Source organism: Frigoribacterium sp. AC759, from assembly GCF_979256015.1.
Genome location: NZ_CEEDMT010000099.1, coordinates 1 through 268, shown reverse-complemented (window position 1 = coordinate 268; position 268 = coordinate 1). Strand labels below are relative to the sequence as shown.

The window sequence follows — 268 nt, the reverse complement described above, 5'->3', positions numbered from 1 at the left end:
GAACAGGCCGCCCTGGTCAGCACCCCCTTTTCCCCCCTTGGGCTGGCTCCGCTGATGCGTCACATGCGGCCGCCGGGCGGGCGGGGGCAGGGCGCTCGCCACGGTATGCCGGCCGGTGTCGCGGGCGGCGATCAGCCGCAACTCGAGGCCCACCACTTGCGACACGGCCTCCGCCGCATCGCTTTCATGCAGGGTCCGGGCGGTCATCGCCGCATCGTCGAAGGCTTCCGCCCGGCGCAGGGCATCGATGATCCGCACCGTCTGTTCC

Annotated in this window: 1 protein-coding gene; it reads right to left on the bottom strand. The window is 72.0% G+C overall.

The window, feature by feature from the left end:
• A partial coding sequence (locus ACZ6JE_RS15245; protein ID WP_464319489.1) for a hypothetical protein occupies positions 1–268 on the bottom strand: 268 nt, incomplete at both ends.